This window comes from Actinophytocola sp. (assembly GCF_035634895.1).
Classification (GTDB): Bacteria; Actinomycetota; Actinomycetes; order Mycobacteriales; family Pseudonocardiaceae; genus Actinophytocola.
In genome coordinates, this window is sequence record NZ_DASQCC010000042.1 from 1 (window position 1) to 3173 (window position 3173).

Below are 3173 nucleotides of genomic sequence, written 5' to 3' on the forward strand. Positions count from 1 at the left end.
AGGCGGCGACGCCATCGGAGGCGCCATCGGAGGCGCCCCAACAGCCGGCACCCCAACAGCCGGCACCCCAACGGCCGGCGACCCGCTGGCCGGCGGCACCACGGCCGGCGGCCCACCGGCAGCCGTCGTCACCATCGGCACCGGCCCGACGCCGGGCCTCGAACCACCCGACTCGCTCCCCGGTCGAACACCCGGAGCCGTCGACTGCGGCGCAGCCACCGCGGGCCGGGACACCGGCGGCACCGGCCCGGCCGGCGAAGGCTCACCCAGCCGCGAACCGCCCGACTCGAACCGACCCCTCTGCTCGACCGGCGGCACGTTCGCCGCACCCGAGTTCCCACCGCGACGGGGATCCCCGAACCCACCATGCACGCCGGCGGCCGGCGCGGGCATCGAGGACGCACCATGCCCCGGACCACCCGGCACGAACCCGGAGGTCCCAGCACCCGACACGGGTCCGGAACCAACCGGCACGCCCGCACTCGCCGCGCCGGCCTCGGGAGCGGGATCCACCGGCCCCCCGAGCCGCGCCCCGAGACCGGACCCGCCTCCCGAGACGGCCGGCTCGAACACCGGCACCACACTCCGCCCCCGCGCGCCCACCGTCCCGGGCGAACCGTCCGACGACGACTCCGAACCCGGCCCGGCAGACGACACGGCAGACGACACGGCAGACGACACCGAAACCGGCTCGGGAGGCGCCACCACGAACCCACGCCCCGGCCGCACGGCGTCCTCCTCGGCAGCGGCCGGCTTCCGCTTCCGGGACAGCGCCCACCGGTCGAGGGCCTTCGCCGCCTCCTCGTCCATCACCCCGGCCATCCGCACCCGCACGACGGCGCGTTGCGAGGCCGGCAACACCGTGAGCAGCTCCTCCGCCGCCGCGAGCACCGGTAGCCCGACGACCTGGCCGGAGGTGCCCAACGCCAGCGTCCACCCCTCCGGGTCGAACGGCGCCGCCTCGGCGGCGGGGTCGGCGGGCGAGCCGTCCGCGGCGCGCAGCACCAGGCCGGACGGCACGACATCGGCGACCACGCCGCTCTCGGTGTGCCGGTAGGACCGCCTGCCCTCCCGCTCCCACCCGGGTGGCGCGGCGGCGATGTCGAGCACCTGCTGGTCCCCACCTCGCGCGGACTGCTGCAACACCAAAGGAAAGGGCCGGTACAGCCGGTTGCCGCCGGCGTCCGGGACCACCGTCGACAGCGCGCCCTGGCGGGTCCGCACCTGCATCCCGGCGCTGAACACGACATCGCGGCCGAGCCGCATCGACAGCTCGGCCAACCAGATGTGGGAGGCGGCCTCCGGCGACGCGGGGACGATCATGATCGGTCGGTCCGGCAGCTCACCGAGCAGATCGGCGACGGCGGCGGGCGCGGGCACCGGCGAACCCAGTACCAGCTTCGGGAACCGTTGGTTCACGGGCACGTCGAAGGCGGCCGCGTCGGCGATCACCAGGCCGCACGGCACGGGCAGCGCGGCGATCCCGTTCACCGACACCGGTGCGGCCGGCACCCACGACTCCCACTCCGGCAACGGGAACCGCGCGCCGACGTGCTCGCCGGACGAGTACCAGCCGGTGCCGCCGACCCCGTGCCCCGCGTACAGCGCGGCGCCCGGCATGGCCGCGACGCCGCCGTCGGGCGCGACGACGGCCACACCCAGCGCGGCCTCCAGCCGCGAGACGACCGAGTCGGACGTGGCGAGGCTGCCGATGCCGATCCAGACCGACTCGACATCGTCCAGGAAGGACTCGAGCAGTGCGGGCAGGTCGTCCACGAGGGACGGCACCTCGTGCGCACCGGGTGTGGCCAACACCAGGAGCTGCCCCGGCTCCAGCGGGGCGGTGCCGACGAGCCGCTGGTCCAGGCCCGCCTCGTCACGGTGCCGGATCAGCACGTGCCTCTCGTGTAGCGGTTCAGCGACCAGCTGGTCGAGCTGATGCATCTGTCACTCCCCGAATCTGATCACCTGGCGAAGGTCAGGTCTTCCTGGGTCAGCAGGGTGAGGTCCGCGGCGTCGGCGTGGGGGTCGGCCGCCAACCTGGACGCCTGCCGGTCGGTCATCCGCTCGAACACCCGCCGGGCGGTACGGCCGTTGCCGAACGTGCCGTCCCTCGGGATCTCCTCGAAGTACTTCAGCAGCGCGTCGCCCGCCTCGTCGTCCAGCCGGTAGTCGTGTTTGGCGCACTGGGTGCGCACGATCGTCACCAGCTCGTCCGGCGTGTAGTTGGCGAACTCGATGGTGCGGCTGAAGCGGGACTCCATGCCGGGGTTGGCGGCCAGGAAGTCCGCCATGTCCTTCGTGTACCCCGCCGCGATCACCACGACGTCGTCGCGGTGGTCCTCCATCAGCTTCACGAGCGTGTCGATGGCCTCGCGCCCGAAGTCCGGACCGGACCCGCCCCGGCTGTTGGACAGCGTGTAGGCCTCGTCGACGAAGAAGACCCCGCCCAGCGCGGACTCGAACGCCTCCGTGGTCTTGATGGCCGTGCCACCGATGATCTGCGCGACCAGGTCCGCCCGCGCGACCTCGACCAGGTGTCCCTTGCGCAGCACACCCAGCTCCGCGAGGATCTCGCCGTACAGCCGGGCGACCGTGGTCTTGCCGGTGCCCGGCGCACCCGCGAACACCAGGTGCCTGGCCATCGGCGGCGCGGACAGGCCGGCGTCCATCCGCCGCTTGGCCATCTTGTTCAGGTTGATCAGCGAGGTCACCTCGGCCTTCACCCCGGCGAGCCCGACGAGGTTGTGCAGCTCCTGCACCGGGTCCGAGCCGCGCACGGGCCGCCTCGGTGCCTCCGCGGGCGCGGGTGCCGGGAAGTCCGCGGCGGCCGTCGTGCCGAACGCGTCCGGCGCGAGGTTGCCGCTCGTGATCAGGTCCAGCACCTCGATCGACGTGCCGGGCCGGGTCTGGCGCAGGCCGCTGCCGTGGTTGTCGCGGACCGTGCACTTGGTGACCCGCACGGACTCCTCGGTGTCGACGCGGATGCCGTCCGCCGACCCGCCGGAGAACTCCGACTCCGTCACCGAGCCGGAGGAGCCCTCGGCGAACAGGCACCCCATGCCCCCGCTGCCCTGCACCCGGCACCGCACGATGGAGAGGTCCGCGCCGGTCGCGGCGTGCACGCCGTCGCCGCCGGTGCCCTCGATCGCGGCCTCCGCGAGCGAGAGCGC

General features: G+C 73.9%; 1 protein-coding gene and 1 pseudogene. Both read right to left on the reverse strand.

Translation table 11 applies throughout. From position 1 onward, the window contains the following. Nucleotides 1–1944 (reverse strand): annotated as a pseudogene (locus VET29_RS06780) (hypothetical protein); the annotation flags it as partial. Nucleotides 1945–1964: 20 nt separating this feature from the next. Next, a partial coding sequence (locus VET29_RS06785; RefSeq protein ID WP_324916101.1) for an AAA family ATPase occupies nt 1965–3173 on the reverse strand: 1209 nt, incomplete at its 5' end.